15 protein-coding genes are annotated in these 14,960 nt (G+C 61.6%); 7 read left to right on the top strand and 8 right to left on the bottom strand.

Features of this window, described 5'->3' with window-relative positions:
• Both BXA07_RS12845 and BXA07_RS12840 read left to right on the top strand, forming a co-directional pair.
• On the top strand, window positions 1–1,368 hold the full coding sequence (locus BXA07_RS12845) for a M23 family metallopeptidase (RefSeq protein ID WP_076568306.1): 1,368 nt from the start codon (window positions 1–3) through the stop codon (window positions 1,366–1,368).
• A gap of 123 nt (window positions 1,369–1,491) precedes the next feature.
• Window positions 1,492–2,586 carry an anhydro-N-acetylmuramic acid kinase gene (locus BXA07_RS12840; protein WP_076568305.1) on the top strand — a complete coding sequence of 365 codons (1,095 nt, stop codon included), beginning with the start codon at window positions 1,492–1,494 and terminating at the stop codon, window positions 2,584–2,586.
• A 153-nt stretch (window positions 2,587–2,739) separates the two neighbouring features.
• On the opposite strand, the gene erpA is transcribed toward BXA07_RS12840, so the two are convergent.
• The 5 genes from erpA to rplM form a co-directional block, all read right to left on the bottom strand.
• Window positions 2,740–3,102, bottom strand: coding sequence for an iron-sulfur cluster insertion protein ErpA (erpA, locus tag BXA07_RS12835; RefSeq protein ID WP_029496047.1), 363 nt, complete (start codon window positions 3,100–3,102; stop codon window positions 2,740–2,742).
• Window positions 3,103–3,198: 96 nt separating this feature from the next.
• Window positions 3,199–3,588 (bottom strand): bactofilin family protein, encoded by a 390-nt coding sequence (locus tag BXA07_RS12830; protein ID WP_034785332.1) that lies wholly within the window; start codon window positions 3,586–3,588, stop codon window positions 3,199–3,201.
• A 90-nt stretch (window positions 3,589–3,678) separates the two neighbouring features.
• Window positions 3,679–4,716, bottom strand: coding sequence for an N-acetyl-gamma-glutamyl-phosphate reductase (gene argC, locus BXA07_RS12825; protein ID WP_076568304.1), 1,038 nt, complete (start codon window positions 4,714–4,716; stop codon window positions 3,679–3,681).
• Between the two features lie 178 nt (window positions 4,717–4,894).
• Entirely contained in the window at window positions 4,895–5,287 is a 393-nt protein-coding gene (gene rpsI / locus BXA07_RS12820) for a 30S ribosomal protein S9 (protein WP_076568303.1), read from the bottom strand.
• 9 nt (window positions 5,288–5,296) lie between these two features.
• The gene (gene rplM / locus BXA07_RS12815) at window positions 5,297–5,725 is read right to left on the bottom strand and encodes a 50S ribosomal protein L13 (RefSeq protein ID WP_010393282.1); all 429 of its coding nucleotides are present in this window, start codon (window positions 5,723–5,725) and stop codon (window positions 5,297–5,299) included.
• Between the two features lie 225 nt (window positions 5,726–5,950).
• Between rplM and BXA07_RS12810 the strand changes: the two genes are divergently transcribed.
• Window positions 5,951–6,379, top strand: coding sequence for an OsmC family protein (locus tag BXA07_RS12810; protein WP_076568302.1), 429 nt, complete (start codon window positions 5,951–5,953; stop codon window positions 6,377–6,379).
• A gap of 160 nt (window positions 6,380–6,539) precedes the next feature.
• On the opposite strand, the gene coq7 is transcribed toward BXA07_RS12810, so the two are convergent.
• Complete coding sequence (gene coq7, locus BXA07_RS12805; RefSeq protein WP_076568301.1) at window positions 6,540–7,184, bottom strand: 2-polyprenyl-3-methyl-6-methoxy-1,4-benzoquinone monooxygenase; 645 nt, start codon at window positions 7,182–7,184, stop codon at window positions 6,540–6,542.
• Window positions 7,185–7,271: 87 nt separating this feature from the next.
• Window positions 7,272–7,703 (bottom strand): hypothetical protein, encoded by a 432-nt coding sequence (locus tag BXA07_RS12800; RefSeq protein WP_076568300.1) that lies wholly within the window; start codon window positions 7,701–7,703, stop codon window positions 7,272–7,274.
• 148 nt (window positions 7,704–7,851) lie between these two features.
• Here BXA07_RS12800 and BXA07_RS12795 point away from each other — a divergent pair, with 148 nt between their 5' ends.
• The 4 genes from BXA07_RS12795 (at window position 7,852) to BXA07_RS12780 (ending at window position 14,495) form a co-directional block, all read left to right on the top strand.
• On the top strand, window positions 7,852–8,631 hold the full coding sequence (locus BXA07_RS12795; protein ID WP_076568454.1) for an ABC transporter ATP-binding protein: 780 nt from the start codon (window positions 7,852–7,854) through the stop codon (window positions 8,629–8,631).
• A 4-nt stretch (window positions 8,632–8,635) separates the two neighbouring features.
• On the top strand, window positions 8,636–9,832 hold the full coding sequence (locus BXA07_RS12790) for an ABC transporter permease (RefSeq protein ID WP_076568299.1): 1,197 nt from the start codon (window positions 8,636–8,638) through the stop codon (window positions 9,830–9,832).
• Window positions 9,833–10,012: 180 nt separating this feature from the next.
• Complete coding sequence (locus BXA07_RS12785) at window positions 10,013–10,906, top strand: ABC transporter ATP-binding protein (RefSeq protein WP_076568298.1); 894 nt, start codon at window positions 10,013–10,015, stop codon at window positions 10,904–10,906.
• 10 nt (window positions 10,907–10,916) lie between these two features.
• Window positions 10,917–14,495 carry an ABC transporter permease/M1 family aminopeptidase gene (locus BXA07_RS12780; RefSeq protein ID WP_076568453.1) on the top strand — a complete coding sequence of 1,193 codons (3,579 nt, stop codon included), beginning with the start codon at window positions 10,917–10,919 and terminating at the stop codon, window positions 14,493–14,495.
• 53 nt (window positions 14,496–14,548) lie between these two features.
• On the opposite strand, the gene BXA07_RS12775 is transcribed toward BXA07_RS12780, so the two are convergent.
• Complete coding sequence (locus BXA07_RS12775) at window positions 14,549–14,869, bottom strand: hypothetical protein (RefSeq protein ID WP_139335552.1); 321 nt, start codon at window positions 14,867–14,869, stop codon at window positions 14,549–14,551.
• Between the last annotated feature and the right edge of the window lie 91 nt (window positions 14,870–14,960).

The following is a 14,960-nucleotide window of genomic DNA, read 5'->3' as shown; positions in this document are numbered from 1 at the left end:
ATGAACCCTATACATAAAATCACAGGCTCACGCTTGTACACACAGCTGACGACGACACGCAAGGCACGCATTATTGGCGCGTCGGCGGTGCTGCTCGCCGTGGCCGCCTTCGGCGCGGTCGCTGTGTCGCCCATGGCGCCGGACGCATCCGACCTGCCGGTCACGTCGATCGCCCAGAATCTGGAAATGCCGGATATCGCCTCGCAAATTTCCGCGATGGAACAGGTAGACCAGAATTTCACCCACGAAGAAAAAGTCCGCGCCGGCGATACCCTCGCCACCCTGCTGACCCGTCTCGGCGTGGATGATCCGGCGGCCGCCAATTTCATCAAGACCGACAAGATCGCGCGCGGCGTGATGTTGCTCAAATCGGGCAAGCGCGTGCAAGCGCAAACGTCCGAAACTGGGGAACTGAACTGGATGCGCGCCACCCTCGTCGATGGCACCGACAAATCGGTCAAGAACATCCTGATCTCCCGCAAGGGCGACAAGTTCGTGGCCACGGAAGTGGCAGCCCAGCTGGAACGCCGCGTTGAAATGCACGCGCGCAAGATTACTTCCACCCTGTTCGCCGCCACCGACTCCAGCCTGGACGGCACCCGCCTGCCAGACTCGATTTCCGCGCAAATCGTGGAAATGTTCTCCACCAATATCGACTTCCGCTCCGACCTGAAACGCGGCGACTCGTTTAATGTTGTCTACGAAACATTCTGGCAAGATGGCGAATTTGTCCGAGCGGGCCGCATCCTGGCCGGTGAATTCACCAACCGCGGCACGACTTACCAGTCCGTTTGGTTCGAAGACCCAGCCAGCAAGCAAGGCGGCGGTTACTACAGTTTCGACGGCAAGTCCCTCAAAAAAGCCTTCCTGAAATCCCCCCTCGAATTTTCCCGCATCTCGTCCGGCTTCTCCATGCGCGTGCACCCGATTTCCGGCAACTGGAAAGCGCATAAAGGCATCGATTTCGCTGCAGCAACTGGCACGCCTATCCGCGCTTCCGGCGACGGCGTGGTCGATTCCGTCGGCAGCCAGAACGGCTACGGCAATGTTGTTGTGCTGAAACACTGGGCCAACTACACCACCGCCTATGCCCATATGAGCCGCTTCGCTTCGGGCCTGAAAAAAGGTCAAAAAGTGAGCCAGGGCGATGTGATCGGTTACGTCGGCACCACCGGCTGGTCCACGGGCGCCCATTTGCACTATGAATTCCGCGTCGGCGGCGTGGCACAAGACCCAAGCAAGCTGAACGTACAAGCCCAGGCACCGTTGACGGCTGCCGAGCTGAGCCGCTTCCGCATGGTGTCGGCTGACATGATGCACCGCTTCACCCTGCTGCGTCCGAACGACACGGCACTGGCTTCGCGCTAAACCACACTGCCTTCGGGCAACACATAAAGGCACCGCCCATGCAGATGGCCGGTGCCTTTGTTTTATGTGCACGAGAAAATACGGCACAATGCATCCATCACTTACGCACGCGAGGAAACACCCATGCTGTATATCGGTTTGATGTCGGGCACCAGCCTGGACGGCGTTGACGGCGCGCTGGTCGACTTTGCCGACGATGGCAGCGTACGCAGCCTGGGCGACGCCTACATTCCCTTTCCCGCCAGCCTGCGCGCCGACCTGATGGCGCTGCAAAGTGCCGGGCAGAATGAAATCGAGCGCGAGGCGCTGTCGGCCAATGCGCTGGTGCAGCATTACGCCGACTGCGTCGCCATGCTGCTCAGCGGCGCGGGCATCGGCCCGGACGCCATCGCCGCCATCGGCGCGCATGGCCAGACCATCCGCCACCGCCCCGAACTGGGCTTTACGCGCCAGCTGAACAACCCGGCCCTGCTGGCGGAGCTGACGGGCATCGACGTCATCGCCGACTTGCGCAGCCGCGACGTGGCGGCCGGCGGCCAGGGCGCGCCGCTGGTGCCCGCTTTCCACCAGGCCATTTTCAACGAGCCCGGCCACACGCGCGTGCTGGCCAATATCGGCGGCATCAGCAATATCAGCGTGCTGCACGGGGACGGCACGGTGACGGGCTACGACACGGGCCCCGGCAATGCGCTGATGGATGGCTGGGCCTTGCAGCACCTGGGCCAGCCCTACGACGCCAACGGCGCCTGGGCCGCCACGGGCCAGCTCATCCCTGGCCTGCTGGCGGATTTGCTCGGCGAACCGTATTTTGACTTGCCGGCGCCGAAAAGCACGGGCCGCGACCTGTTTCACGCCGACTGGCTGAATAGCAAGCTGAGCAACTATCCGCAAGCCAAACCTGCCGACGTGCAGGCGACCTTGACGCAATTGACGGCCGCCAGCCTGGCGCAGGCCATCGCGCGCGACGGGGCGCAGGCGGAAAACGTGTATGTGTGCGGCGGCGGCGCGCAAAACGCCAGCCTGATGGCGGCGCTGGCCGCTGCATTGCCGGGCATGGCGGTGGCATCGACGGCAGCGCTGGGCGTGGCACCCAGCCAGGTCGAAGCGCTGGCATTCGCCTGGCTGGCCTGGCGTTTTACGCAGCGCAAGCCGGGCAATTTGCCGGCCGTGACGGGGGCGCAGGGCTTACGGGTGCTGGGCGCGCTGTATCCGCGTTGAGCAGATGTAGAAACACAAATAGCGGATCGATGATCCGCTATTTTTATATTGCGCCTGAAAAACGTTCAGGGCAAGGCGCATTGCCGAAGACAGTACGAAGTGTACGGCGAGGCAATGCCACGCCGCCATGGACGTTTTCTCAGGTGTGCCAGCTTAGACGGAGAAGGACGAACCGCAACCGCAGGTCGAGGTCGCCGTCGGATTCTTGATCACGAACTGCGCGCCTTCCAGGTCATCCTTGTAGTCGATTTCCGCGCCGACCAGGTACTGGTAGCTCATGGAATCGATCAACAGCTGGACGCCGTTCTTGACCATGGTGGTGTCATCTTCGTTGACGATTTCGTCGAACGTAAAGCCGTACTGGAAGCCGGAACAGCCGCCGCCCTGCACGAAGACGCGCAATTTCAGGTCGGGATTGCCTTCTTCTTCGATCAGCTGCGCGACTTTTTCAGCGGCGCTATCGGTAAAGATAATAGGGGAAGGGATCACATCTTGCATTTCAGCGACGGCATTCATATCAGGCACTCCTCAGAAAACATTCGGTCATTATAGACTGTTGGCGCAACTCTCGCTCTGCCAGCCCTCGCCGCCAGCCACCACTGTTGTTCCGGATCACATTTCCGACACAGCCAGGTGCAGCACGGGGTCGGCGCTGTCGTGGCGACTGAGCTTGCCTTGCACCAAGGCGCCGCTGTGCATTTCCAGCACCTTGTAATAGACCTCCCCTACAATGCGGGCTTTTGGCTGGATTTCAAGCATTTCGGACACGTACACGGGGCCGTTGATTTCGCCGCTGACGACCAGGCTGGAGCAGCGCACCTCGCCGTCGATGCGGCCCGCCTCGCCCAGCACCACATAGGTGGGCTCGCCCGGCTCGCCAGTGACATTGCCGCGCACATGGCCGTCGATGCGCAGGCCACCGCAGAACAGCAAGTCGCCCTCGATCCGCGTCGAGGCGCCGATCAGGGTATCGATGGGGTTTTTCGCGTTGCGCTCGAACATGAACGTCATCCTGTTGGTGTACGTGGCAGTCCAATTTATCACAGGTCCGGCAAAAAGGCGCCGGACCTGCGCAAGCACTTGTGCCTATTTTTATGGCAGCAAGGCGATATGTTGCAAACCGGCCGTTTCTTTCAAGCCAAACATCAAGTTCATGCATTGCACGGCCTGGCCCGAGGCGCCCTTGACGAGGTTGTCCTGCACCACCAGCACGATGACGGTATTGCCGCCTTCAGGGCGGTGCAAGGCCAGGCGCAGCATGTTCGAGCCGCGCGTGGAGCGGGTTTCCGGGTGCGAGCCGAACGGCATCACGTCGACGAAAGGCTCGTCCTTGTATTGTGCTTCGAACAAGGATTGCAATTCTTCATTGCTGACGTCCTTGTTCAGCTGCGCGTACAGGGTCGAATGCATGCCGCGGATCATCGGCACCAGGTGCGGCGTGAAGGTCAGCGCCACTTTCTCATCCGTAAAACGCTGCAATTGCGCCGTCGTTTCCGGCAGGTGACGGTGGCCGGCCACGCCATAGGCCTTGAAGCTGTCGCTGCTTTCCGAGAACAGGATGCCGATTTCCGCCTTGCGGCCGGCGCCGGACACGCCCGACTTGCAGTCGGCGATCAAGCCGCCCGCGTTGACCAGGCCCGCCTTGAGCAGCGGATAGAAGCCCAGTTGCATGGTGGTCGGGTAGCAGCCGGGGTTGGCGATCAGGCTGGCCTTTTTAATATCTTCACGGTTCAGTTCCGGCAAGCCGTACACGGCCTGTTCGATCAACTCGGGCGCCGTGTGGGGAATCTTGTACCACTGCTCGAACTTGGCCTGGTCTTTCAGGCGGAAATCGGCGGCCAGGTCGATGACTTTTACGCCGGCGGCCAGCAGCGCCGGTGCTTGCGCCATGGCAACACCGTGTGGCGTGGCAAAGAAGACCACGTCGCACTGCTCCAGGTTCGCCTTGTCCGGCGAGGAAAACGCCAGGCTCACGTGACCACGCAGGGAAGGATACATGTCAGCAACGGGCAAGCCATCTTCCTTGCGCGACGTAATCGCCGTCAACTCGACATCTGGATGGGTTGCCAGCAAGCGCAGCAATTCCACGCCCGTGTATCCAGTGCCGCCGACGATGCCAACTTTGATCATTTTCTTTCCTTGTGTGTAGGGTACAGATGCAATATGGGGAAGTACGCAGCCTGCCCCGCAGGGGCAATGCGCGTATTTTACAGCGCAACGCCGAGTCACGCTGAAATGCAAAAAAGCCGCGGAACCGAAGTCCAGCGGCTTTTCGACCAGCGCCCCGCAAGGCGCTGTAGCGTAAGAATTAACGCTTCGAGAATTGCTTTGCGCGACGTGCTTTGCGCAGACCAACTTTTTTACGCTCGACTTCACGTGCATCGCGGGTCACGAAGCCGGCTTTCGCCAGTTCCGGTTTCAGCGCGACATCGTAGTCGATCAGAGCGCGGGTGATGCCGTGACGAACTGCACCAGCCTGGCCCGACTCACCGCCGCCATGGACGTTGACTTTGATGTCGAAACGCTCGACATTGCCGGTCAGTTCCAGAGGTTGACGGATGACCATCAGACCCGTTTCGCGCGAAAAGTATTCGTTTGCTGGTTTGCCGTTAACAACGATCAAGCCTGTGCCAACTTTGATAAAAACCCGAGCCACTGCACTTTTGCGACGGCCGGTTCCATAATTGTAATTACCGATCATGTCAGTTCCTTAGAGAACAAGTGCTTTAGGTTGCTGAGCAGCGTGCGGATGGGAACCTTCCGCGTACACTTTCAGCTTCTTGATCATTGCGTAGCCGAGTGGGCCTTTAGGCAGCATGCCCTTGACCGCTTTCTCAAGCGCGCGACCTGGAAAACGCTGTTGCATTTTCTGGAAGTTGGTTTCGTAGATGCCGCCTGGATAGCCAGAGTGACGGTAGTAAATTTTCTCAGTAGCTTTGGTACCGGTCACACGCAGTTTGCCTGCGTTGATGACGACGATGAAGTCGCCGGTATCGACGTGAGGAGTAAATTCTGGTTTGTGTTTGCCGCGCAGTCGGAGTGCCACTTCGCTGGCAACACGTCCGAGGACTTTGTCCGTCGCGTCAACCACGAACCAATCGCGCTGGACTTCATGTCCTTTAGCGGAAAATGTTTTCATGTTGACTTCCTAATAGATTACACGCTCAAATGGTGGTTCCGCCGATGCTGCTGTGCGGACTCTGCCTTATTTACTTTTCCTGAGCGAACGGAAAGCCGACAAGTATAAGCGGCTTTGCCTTGCCGCGTCAAGCCGCAATGCAGACCGGCTGCGGGCTGGCGGCCGGCACATGGATGGGCATTCCTCTATTACAATACAAAACGCTTACAATTTTCGGAGAGTACGATGGAATGCAAAGTCAGCTGGAATGGCCCGTCGGGCATGAGTTTTCGGGCAGAAACCGGTTCCGGCCACATGGTGAGCATGGATGGCGCGCCCGAAGGCGGCGGCCACAACCTGGCGCCACGCCCCATGGAAATGGTCTTGCTGGGCACGGGCGGCTGCACCGCCTATGACGTGGTGCTGATCCTGAAACGGGGCCGCGAAGCCGTCAGCGGCTGCGAAGTGACCCTGAAGGCCGAGCGCGCCGACACCGATCCGAAAGTATTTACCAAAATCCACTTCCACTTCACCGTGCGGGGCAAGGCCCTGAAACCGACGGCCGTGGAACGTGCCGTGGCTTTGTCGCATGATAAATATTGCTCGGCGTCGATCATGCTGGCGAAAACCGCGGAAATTACGCATTCCTTCGAGATCATCGAAGAAAGCGCCTGAGCCAACCTCCTGCGCGTCGGCATAGGCGGCCTGCGATGCTCACCGTGCTCCAGCACGGTTGCGCTTCTCGACCACCTCTCCCTTCCGCTCGCTGCGGTTTTGCCGGGCGCTTCACGGCTCAGGCATGCATGAAAAAGGCGCTCTTCGGAGCGCCTTTGTTTTAAATGTAGTACGCCGTCTTGGTCATGACTTTCCCCATCAGCCCCATCAGCGCCTTGACGGGCGCCGGGGTATCGATGGCGCCCAGTCGCTGGGCGGCGGCGCCATGCTCCACTTCGTCGATGGCCATCTGCTTGACGATGGCGCGTGACTTGGCGTCTTGCGGGGGCAATTCCTGCAAGTGGCTGGCCAGGTGCGCTTCCACCTGGCGCTCCGTTTCCACCACAAACCCCAGGCTGCGGCCGTCGCCCATGCGCGCGGCAATCGTGCCCAGCGCAAACGAACCCGCGTACCACAGGGGATTGAGCAGGCTCAGACGCGAGCCCAGCTCCGTCAGGCGCTGCGCCGTCCAGGCCAGGTGGTCTTCCTCTTCGCGTCCCGCCTCGTCGAACTGGGCGCGGATGGCCGGGCTGTGCGCATAGCGCGCCTGCGAGTTGTACAGGGCCTGCGCGCACACTTCACCGACATGGTTGACGCGCATCAAGCCGGCGCTGTGGCGCTGTTCGGCCGCGCTCAGCTCCGCATCGGGCGCATGCGCGGCCGGCGTGGGGCGCGAGGCCGAGGCCACGCCCGCGATCACGCGCAGGGCCTTGTCGGCGCCGACAATCAAACGATCCAGGGGGTCAAAATGGCGGTTCGCGGTCATCGTGGCTATGCTCATGAGTAGTAAAACATGAATTATAGGACGATCAGGGCCAGCCGTCCCCACGCCGCGCGCAGGGTGAACGGGGCTTTATTGACCTGTGCGCGCTTTTTCCTGCTCGATCCAGTCCACCACGGGGCCGACGGCGTCGAGGCCGGACAGGCTTTTCGCCACGCCCAGGTTGAGCGAAATCAGGAAGGAAATGCTGTCAACGGGAATGTCCGGGCAATGCTCGGCAAACGCGGCGCGAAACCGCTCCGATTGCAAGACACGCAAGACTTTCTCGCCGCTCATGAATTGCAGCACGCTGGCAATGCTGTGCCCGCCACCTATCGAGTGGTAGATAAAACGGTTGTAGCGCGCGTCGATCTGCTTGAAATCGAGCGTTTCCTCCGTCATCAGTCCCGCCAGGTAGTACAGGCCCAGGCTGACGCGGAAGAAACCGATGGCTTCGGCGCTGGTCATGCCGGCGCGCGCCACGGCCAGTACCTTGTCCTGCATCGCCTGATCGATCGTTCGCATTGCCCTCTCCCGCGCCGTCCGCCGGCGCCCACCGGGCCAGCTTGCATGAAGATGCTGTTTTTTTCAATAGACCAAACGATATTTCCGCCTTGCAAGTTACATTTTTTACATGCTACCCTAGCTCCTCCCTATCAAATGGATGAACTACATGATCGAGGTCAAGCACCTGGCAAAACGTTTCCGCATGCCGCCCCACAAGGGCAAGGACGTGCGGCTCAGCGATCCACGCGAACACGAGGGCTGGTTCCACGCCGTGCGCGACGTCAGTTTCAGCTGCGCACCCGGCGAAGTGCTGGGCTTGCTGGGACCGAATGGCGCCGGCAAGACGACCACCCTGCGCCTGCTGTCGACGGCCTTGCAGGCCGATGCGGGCAGCGCCCTCGTCAACGGCGTCGACGTGCTGCGCCAGCCGCTGGTGGCGCGCCAGAGCATCGGCTTTTTGTCCGGCTCGACGGGCCTGTACGGCCGCCTGACGGCGCGCGAGAACGTGGAATACTTTGGCCGCCTGCACGGCATGCCGGCCGACAAGCTGAAACGCCGCTGCGACGAGCTGTTTTCCCTGCTGCAAATGGAGGAATACGGCAGCAAGCGGGCCGATCAGTTGTCGACGGGCATGAAACAGAAGTGCGCGATCGCCCGCACCGTCGTGCACGAGCCGCAGGTGGTCATCCTCGACGAGCCGACCACGGGCCTGGACGTCATGTCGGCCAAGATCCTGCTCGACTTCATCGCCAGCTACAAGGCGCTGCGCGTGCCGCTGATCTTTTCCACGCACCACCTGCACGAGGTGGAAAAGCTGTGCGACCGAGTCTGCATCATCAACCGCGGCACCACCGCCTTCAACGGCACCATCGACGAGCTGCGCCATCTGGGCGGCAGCGCTGACTTGTACGACGCCTTTGTCAGCGTCATCAACCAGGGAGCCTGAGGCCATGTGGACCATTTACCTGAAAGAGCTGCTGGAACTGACGCGCGACCGCAAGACGCTGATCTTTACCATTCTCATCCCCATCTTTGCCATGCCGCTGATCTTTGGCGGCTTCGCTTATGTTTCCAGCAATATGTTCAAGAACGCCAAGACCGCGGAAATGCGCTATGCGCTGTTCGGCAAGGACCATTCGCCGGGCCTGAGCGCGCGGTTTGCCCAGCAGCACAACTTGCGCGAAGTAGCGCTGGGCAGCGAGGGCGACATCCGCCGCGCCATCGGCGACGACACCATCAAGTTTGCCGTCGTCATCCCGCCGCATTTTGAACAATCGCTGCAGCAGCAGGCGCAAGCCAAGGTAACCCTGCACTACAACAGCGCCAGCTCCGTGGACGTGACGCACCAGCGCGTGCGCGAGATCGTCGAGGGCTACAACGCCAGCCTGCGCGAAGGAGCCTTGTCCGCGCTGAACCTGAGTCCGGCCCAGCTGGCCTTTGCCCTCAATCCCATCGTGCTCGACAAGCAGTCGACGGCCAACGAGCGCGAGCAGATGGGCGCCATCATCGGCGGCATGGTGCCGTACCTGCTGCTGATGGTGTGCCTGACGGCGGCCATGTACCCGGCCATCGACCTGGGCGCGGGGGAAAAGGAGCGGGGCACGCTGGAAACCCTGCTGCTGGCGCCCGTGCCGCGCAGCGCCATCGTGCTGGCCAAGTTCCTCGTGCTGTTTACCGTGGGCATGACCTCGGCCGTATTGATGGTGGGCAGCATGGGCATCCTGCTGGCCATCTTCGGCAGCTCGCTCGAAGGCCACATGGCCATCCTGGTACACAGCATCGGCTTGCCCGACCTGGCCATGGTGACCTTGATGCTGGTGCCGACGGCCGCCATCTTCGCCTCGCTGCTGCTGTCGATCTCGATCTATGCGAAGAGCTACAAGGAAGCGGCCGGCATGATCACGCCGCTGATGCTGTTTGTCATCCTGCCCACGGTGACGGCCATGCTGCCCGGCGTCGAGCTGAACTGGATCTGGGCCATGGTGCCGCTGACGAATGTGTCGCTGGCCATGAAGGAGCTGGTCAAGGGCACCATGGATTACCGCATGTTCGGCGTGATCCTGGCTTCGACCACCGTCATCGCGGGCGCCCTGCTGATGCTGTGCCGCTGGTGGTTTAACCGGGAATCGGTATTGTTCCGTAACTGATATTCCGCGACGCGCCGGGAAGACCACCGCCGGCGCGCCGTCCACCCTCGCCAACTGCACTCTGGGCACGCGAAAATGCCGTGCATCGCATGCAACTGCCCAGTACGTCTTAAATTCAATACAATGCCAGCATAGAGTAGCCCTGTCGCATCGGGCAGCAACGCATGAGTTAGGAGTTGTATGGAATTGCAGATTCGCAAATTGTCGAAAACCTACGCGAACGGCGTGGTGGCGCTGGACAACGTGTCGTTGACGATACCGCCGGGCATGTTTGGCTTGCTGGGCCCGAACGGCGCCGGCAAGTCGACCCTGATGCGCACCCTGGCGACCCTGCAGGAATGCGATTCCGGCTCCATCTTCTTCGGCGACTACGACGTGCTCGACGACAAGGACGAAGTGCGCCGCATGCTGGGCTACCTGCCGCAGGACTTCGGCCTGTACCCGAAAGTGACGGCCTACGAGCTGCTCGACCACTTCGCCACGTTGAAAGGGCTGTCGCAGCGGGCGCGCCGGCGCGAAGTCGTCGATGGCCTGTTACAGCAAACCAATCTGTTCGACGTGCGCCACCAGCGCCTGGGCAGCTTTTCCGGCGGCATGCGCCAGCGCTTCGGCATCGCGCAAGCCCTGCTGGGCGACCCGAAACTGATCATCGTCGACGAACCGACGGCCGGCCTCGACCCGCAGGAGCGCGTGCGCTTCCATAATCTGCTGTCCGACATCGGCGAAGACAAGACCGTGATCCTGTCGACCCATATCGTCTCCGACGTGGCCGACCTGTGCGCCAACATGGCCATCATCAACAAGGGCCATTTGCTGCTGTGCGGCAAAACCCAGGAACTGATCGACGAAGTCAGCTGCAAGATATGGGCGCGCTTCGTCGAAAAGAAAGAACTGGCCAGCTTCCAGCAGCGCCACGCCGTCATTTCCACGCGCCTGCTGTCGGGCCGCACCCTGATCCACGTCTACAGCGACGACGACCCGGGCGACGGTTTCGAGGAAGCCATCGGCGACCTGGAAGACCTGTATTTCGCCACCATTGCCGGGCGCCACCGCGTCGCCCCGCAGTGCGACTGAGGGCGCGGCCATGTTTGCCATCGCCCGCTTTGAAGCGCGACAGCGGCTCAAGCTGCTGTCGACCTGGGTGTATTTCGCCATGTTCCTGGCGCTGGCCATGCTGTGGATGGCGGCCGCCGGCGGCGTCTTCAAGGAAGCGAGCATCAGTTTCGGCGGCAAGTTCCTGATCAACGCACCCCGTTCGCTGGCGTTCACGTGCAGCCTGCTGGGCTGTTTCGGCGCCGTGGTGGTGGCCGCCATGATGGGCCGCTCGGTGCAGCAGGATTTCGAGTACGGCATGCAGCATTTCTTCTTCAGCGCGCCCATCAAAAAGTACCAGTACGTGTTTGGCCGCTTCCTCGGCGCCTACCTGGTGCTGGCGGTGGTGTTTTCCAGCATCGTCATCGGCGCCTGGCTGGGCGCCTGGCTGCCCGGCATCGACCCGGAACGGCTGGGGCCGCAACGACTGCTGGCCTACCTGATGCCCTACGTCTTTACGCTGCTGCCCAACCTGTTCATCTTCGGCGCCATCTTCTTCGTCATCGCCGCCCTGACGCGGCGCATGCTGCCCGTGTACATCAGCTCGGTGGTCATGCTGATCGGCTACCTGGTGGCGCCCTCGCTGGCGCGCGACCTCGACTACAAGACCCTGGCCGCCCTGATCGACCCCTTCGGCACGACGGCGCTGATACGCCTGACGGAATACTGGCCGAACGCGGAGCGCAACACGCGCCTGGTGACGCTGGAGGGCGTGTACCTGCTGAACCGCGCCATCTGGTCCGGCTTCGCCCTCGTGGCCTTGCTGCTCGGCTACTGGCGCTTCCAGTTCCACGCGACGACGGACGCGGGCGCCAGCAAGCGCCGCAGCGAGGGCGAGGCGCCGCAGCGCCTGTCGAACGCTTCGCTGTCCACGCAGGAAACGCCGGACTTCGCGCAACGCAACCTGGCCGCCCTGCTGCTCAAGATGAGCTGGCTAAACCTGCGCGAAACCATCAAGAACATCTATTTTGTCGTCATCGTGCTGGCCGGCGTGCTGACCATGTATGCGGGCGCGCTCGACATGGGTTCCATCTACGGCACGAATACCTATCCCGTGACGGAAAAAGTGCTGGAAATGGTCAGCGCCTCGTTCGCCCTGTTCATGCTGGTCATTACCACCTTCTATGCGGGCGAACTGGTGTGGCGCGAACGCGAGACCCGCATCCACCTGATGCTCGACGCCCTGCCCGTGCCGAACTGGCTGCCCCTGCTGTCGAAACTGTTCGCGCTGATCGGCCTGCAAGCGCTGCTGAGCCTGGTCATCATGCTGTGCGGCATGTCGATCCAGGTCTTCAAGGGCTATTACCGCCTCGACCCGGGCCTGTACCTGGAATCGCTGTTCCTGTCGCACCTGCCCTATTACGCGCTGATCGCCGTGCTGGCCATCTTCCTGCAGGTGTTGATCAATCACAAGTACCTGGCGTATTTCGCCATGATCCTGTACTACATCGCCAGCGTCAGCTTTGCCTCGCTGGGCCTGGGCGACCCGCTGCTGCTGTACGCCAGCACGCCGGACTTCGTGTATTCGGCCATGAACGGCGCCGGCCACTATGTGCTGCGCGAACGCTGGTACTTGCTGTACTGGAGCGGCGCGGCCGTCATGCTGACGGTGCTGTCGCTGCTGTTCTGGCCCCGCGGCGCGCAAGACAGCTGGCGTATCCGCCTGCGCCTGGCGCGCCACGGCCTCACGCATGGCGTGCTGGCCAGCTTTGCCATCGGCGCCGTGATCTTCGTCAGTAGCGGCGCCGTGCTGTTCTACGTCTTCCACGTGGCCAACGATTACAAATCCGACTATGCGCGCGACGCGGACCGGGCCAGCTTCGAGCGCCAGTACCGCAAGTTTGCCGCCACGCCGCAGCCGAGAATTACCGACGTGAAACTCGACGTGGCCATCTATCCGGCGCAGCGCACGCTCATCGTCACGGGCCGCTACATGCTGCAAAACAAGACCAGCTTGCCGATCAGCCACATTTTTGTGCAGCAAGACCCGACGGCCACCATGCGGCTGCGGTTCGATACGCGCGTGCATCCGGGCCTCGATGACGGCAAGCTGGGCTTTTACAGCTACCGCCTGGCCGCACCGCTGGCGCCGGGCGCCACCCTGGGCCTCGATTTCGACATTCGCTATGCGCCGCGCGGCATCCTCGGCCTGGGCCAGGACACGCCGGTCGTGGCCAACGGCACCTTCTTCACGAATGCCGTGCTGCCGCACATCGGCTACCAGGCGCAGCTGGAACTGACGGACCCGCGCGACCGCAAGAAACACGGCTTGCCGCCACGCGAACGGGCCTTGCCGCGCGACGACGCGCGTGGGCTGGCCGACAACTACGTCAGCAGCGACGCCGACCGCATCAATTTCGACGCCACCGTCAGCACCGTGGACGGCCAGACGGCCATCGCGCCGGGCATGCTGGACAACGACTGGATTGACAAGGGCCGCCATTACTTCCATTACACGATGGACCAGCCCATCCTGAACTTCTACTCGTTCCAGTCGGCCCGCTATGCCGTCAGGCACGAGCGCTGGCAGGACGTGGCCATCGACGTGTATTACCATCCGGGACACGAATACAACCTCGATCGTTTCGTGCGCGGCAGCAAGGAAGCGCTCGAGTACTACACGAAGAACTTCGGCCCCTACCAGCACAAGATCCTGCGCATCGTCGAGTTCCCCCGCTACGCCACGTTTGCCCAATCGTTCCCGAACACGATACCGTATTCGGAAGGCCTGGGCTTTATCGCCAGGGTCGACGACAAGAATCCGAAGGACCTCGACTACCCGTTCTACGTCACGGCGCATGAAGTGGCGCACCAGTGGTGGGCGCATCAATTAGTGGGCGGCAACACGCGGGGCGCCACCGTGCTCAGCGAAACCCTGGCCGAGTATTCTGCGCTGATGGTGATGAAGAAAACCGTGGGGCCGGCCAAGATGCGGCGCTTCCTGCGCTATGACCTGAATCAATACCTGATGGGACGCAGCGGAGAGCGCAAGAAGGAATTGCCGCTGGCAGAGAACGAAAACCAGGCCTATATCCACTACCACAAGGGCAGCCTGGCCATGTACTTGCTGCAAGACATGATCGGCGAAGACAAGGTCAACGGCGTGCTGCGCGAGCTGCTCAAGACCCATGGCCAGAAGGGGCCGCCGTATGCGAGCGTGACGGCGCTGATCACGGGCTTGCGCCAGGTCACGCCGCCCGAGCAGGCTTACCTGATCGACGACCTGTTCGAGAAAATCGTGCTGTTCGACAACCGCGCCCTGTCGGCCACGGCCACCAAGCGCAGCGACGGCAAGTACGCCGTCACCATCAAGGTCCAGGCGAGCAAATTGACGGCCGGCGAACAGGGCGAGGAACACGAGGCCCCGCTGCACGACTGGATCGAAATCGGCGTCGACGACGCGACGGGCCATCCACTGCTGCGCGAACGCCTGCGCATGACGGCACGCGAAGCGAGCTATACCGTCATCGTCGCCAGCCGGCCCGTCAAGGCGGGCATCGATCCCGACAACAAGTTGATCGACCGCAAACCCGATGACAATATGATCACCGTCGAGCTCGACGAACCATGACGAAAAATGGCCGCCCTGAACAGGTGGCCATTTTTTTTCGTGTCACACGGGATTCAGGCTGCGGCGCAGCGCGTCACCAGACTCAGGCTGATGCCCATTTCCGTCAGGTGCTGCATGTCGGCCAGGCTCAGGTCGAGCGGCGCATCGACCGTGTCGTCGCCGTTCAGTTCCAGTTGCAACTCGGCCACGATACGCGGCATGGTGAAGCTCACGCCGCGCGAACGGCATTCGGCCAGGTAGCTGCGTATGCGCGAAGGCAAGACTTGCGACTTGGGCGCTTGCGCGATGAGCACTTCGAACCCGGAATCAAGGTAGACGCGGCCGCCCGCCTTCGGCTCGCCCTTGCGCCAGGCATGGTCTGGATCGGTAGGCAAAACTTCCAGGATGGATCTGAGCGTGGGGTCATCCCCATGCACCGACAACTTCGCCATATTCATATTGCAAGACTTTCTAGTCAGGACGCCG

Origin of the sequence: Janthinobacterium sp. TND4EL3, assembly GCF_900156175.1 — a bacterium.
GTDB lineage: Bacteria > Pseudomonadota > Gammaproteobacteria > Burkholderiales > Burkholderiaceae_D > Janthinobacterium.
This window is presented reverse-complemented; position numbering and strand designations above follow the sequence as displayed.